The sequence below is a fragment of the Kribbella albertanoniae genome (assembly GCF_004348455.1).
Taxonomy (GTDB): Bacteria; Actinomycetota; Actinomycetes; order Propionibacteriales; family Kribbellaceae; genus Kribbella; species Kribbella albertanoniae.
In genome coordinates, this window is sequence record NZ_SMKA01000482.1 from 1 (window position 1) to 2,530 (window position 2,530).

At 69.4% G+C, this 2,530-nt stretch carries 3 protein-coding genes; 1 reads left to right on the plus strand and 2 read right to left on the minus strand.

Annotated features, from left to right (window positions below; translation table 11 throughout):
• Window positions 1-197 precede the first annotated feature (197 nt).
• Window positions 198-635, plus strand: a complete 438-nt coding sequence (locus E1261_RS44320; protein ID WP_132416315.1) for a VOC family protein — start codon at window positions 198-200, stop codon at window positions 633-635.
• Here E1261_RS44320 and E1261_RS44325 read toward each other — a convergent pair.
• Both E1261_RS44325 and E1261_RS44330 read right to left on the minus strand, forming a co-directional pair.
• Window positions 632-1,240: a GNAT family N-acetyltransferase gene (locus tag E1261_RS44325; protein WP_238176847.1), complete on the minus strand. Its 609-nt coding sequence runs from the start codon at window positions 1,238-1,240 to the stop codon at window positions 632-634. The two genes, E1261_RS44320 and E1261_RS44325, sit on opposite strands and share 4 nt — an antisense overlap.
• A 17-nt stretch (window positions 1,241-1,257) precedes the next feature.
• Window positions 1,258-2,451 carry a DUF418 domain-containing protein gene (locus E1261_RS44330; RefSeq protein ID WP_238176848.1) on the minus strand — a complete coding sequence of 398 codons (1,194 nt, stop codon included), beginning with the start codon at window positions 2,449-2,451 and terminating at the stop codon, window positions 1,258-1,260.
• Between the last annotated feature and the right edge of the window lie 79 nt (window positions 2,452-2,530).

Sequence of the window (2,530 nt, forward strand, 5' to 3'; positions counted from 1 at the left end):
GGTCCCCCGCCCCGCCCACAGCCTCCGTGACTGAACCCTCCGTGCGTCCGCGAGTGGGATCGGCGTGCGCTCGGGGGTGGGGGCGGACGCCAGGGCCATCACAAGTGGTGGTTGGTGCTGTGATTGAGCGGTGGTGGACGGGGGAGTGGTGATTGTGATGGCCTGGGGGTTCGGGCCGGTGGAGGTGGAGGGGTGCGATGACGGCGTACGAGCTGCATATCGTGTTCGACTGTGCGGATCCGGATCGGGTGGCGCGGTTCTGGATGCGGGCGCTCGGTGGGTACGACTTCCCGACGCCGGTGCCGGACGGGTTCATGACGTGGGACGACTGGGCCGACGCGCAGCAGATCCCGGTGGATCAGCGGCCGACCGGGCGCACGCTGGTGGACAAGGTGCGGGACCGGCCGGACATCTTCTTCCTGCAGGTGCCAGAGGCGAAGGTGGCCAAGAATCGGGTGCACCTGGACATCAAGGTGGCACCCGGGCTGGCTGGCGACGAGCGGCGTACGGCGGTCGATGCCGAGGTGGATCGACTGGTGGAGCTAGGGGCGAGCCTCGTACGGCGGACCGACGAGCCGGACGGCTACTTCGTGGTCATGCAGGACCCCGAGGCGAACGAGTTCTGCGTGGCCTAGGCCTCGGCCGCGGCCGGGTCGGTGTGGAGCCGGATCTGCTTGATGCGCACGGAGCCATCGCCGTACAGGTCGAGCTCGCGGTGCGCGGTGTCGGGTTCCCAGCCGGCCTCGGTGTAGAAGGCTCGGGTGACGTCGTCGGTGGAGTTGACCCAGACGGTGACCCGGCGGAAGCCGTCGGCGCGGACGGTGTCGACGACTGCGTTCAGGAGGCGGGAGCCGTGGCCGGCGCGGGTGGCGTCCGGCTGGACGGCGAGCTCGGCGATCAGGGCGTCGTGCTGGGCGTCGGCGTCCGGGTCGTCCGAGGCGGTGATGGCCGCGAACCCGACCAGCGTGCGGCCGGCCAGAGCGACCATGACCCGATTGCGGGCCTCGCCGGGGGCGATCAGCGCCGCCCGCCACTGGGCGGCGAACTGGGCCGGGTTCAGGTCGGCCAGTACGTCAGCCGGCAGCAGATCGGCGTACGCCGCCCGCCAGGCCGCTACCTGGATCTCGCCGATCGCGTTCGCCTCGGCGGGCAGCGCGAGCCGCACACTGGTCTCGGCCACCGGCGGCTCACCGGACAGGTCGGACAGATTCGCAGGCTCGGGTACGCCGAAGTCACTCACGCTGCCCATCCTCTCAATCAGTAGACGAGCCGGCGCAGGAGGGTCTCCGCCGGACCGCGGTACGAGCGGCGGCTCATCAGGTAGGCGCCGATCACCGAGACCAGCCAGACCGCAACCGCACAGCCGAGCGCTGCGTACGCCGTACTGCCGAACCGGTGCCCGAGATCCAGAGTGAACGGTGCCAGCAGCCCCATCCACGCTACCGACTGGAACAGGTACCCCGACATCGACCGCTGACCCAGTGCGGAGATCGCACGCACCGGCAGCGACAGGGTGGTGATCCGGGCGACCAGTAGGCCGAACAGAGCGACGTAGCCAGGACCGCCGAACATCCCACTGACGTGCGACAGCATGCTCAGCGAACCGACCGCGGCCTCGTCGACGTGCAGCCAGCCCGCACCGACCAGTGCCAGCGGCAGACCGCCCAGCACGGTGATGCTCATGCTGACCACGGCCACCCGGGTGAGCAGAGTGCGGTGTGCGGCCGGGTTCTCCAGGATGTGCTTGCGAGCGGCCCAGATACCGAGCCAGACGACCATGACGAACGGGATCACGCTGGCGGTGTGCAGCGGGTACTCGCCCAGCCGCTCGATCAGACTTGCGCCGTACGACGAAGCTGCCAGCGACGGGTTCGGTGCGTTGACGATGGCGTGCGCGGGCCCGGTGCTCGTCAGTGCGGCGATGGCCCCTTGGATGGCGAGCCAGACGACGTACACGACCTCGAGCGCCCAGATGCCGATGATGATCCGGTGGAACTTGTCGCCGCGGTTGAGCAGCAGCAGCGTGCAGATGATCCCGACGATGCCGTAGGCGCCGAGGAAGTCACCGAAGTACAGCAGCGTCGCGTGGACTGCGCCGAAGGCGATCATCCAGGCGTTCCGCTTCATCAGGATGCGCCGGACTGCGCCGGGGGTGGCGCCGGACGAGCGCTGCCGGCGGGCCAACTGGACCAGGCCGTAGCCGAACATCACCGCGAACACCGGGTACGCGCGGGCGTCGACGAAGGTGAGTTTGAGGAAGTTCAGGATGCGCTCGAAACCCTGCGGTGCGGTTTCGACACCGGGCTGGCCGGCGAAGGCGAAGTTCGCGCTGTTGGCCAGGCCGATCAGCAGCAGCATCGCGCCGCGGATCAGGTCGGGGGCGAGGGCACGTTCCTTGCGGGCGACCGGGCCGCGGTGATCGGCGGCCGGGAGGGTTTGCTGGATTGTCACGGGAGGCGCCTTCCGGGGGAACTGTGTAGTCCTTGAACTGTTACGACGATCCTCCCGCCCGCCGCGGCCTGCCCCCAGT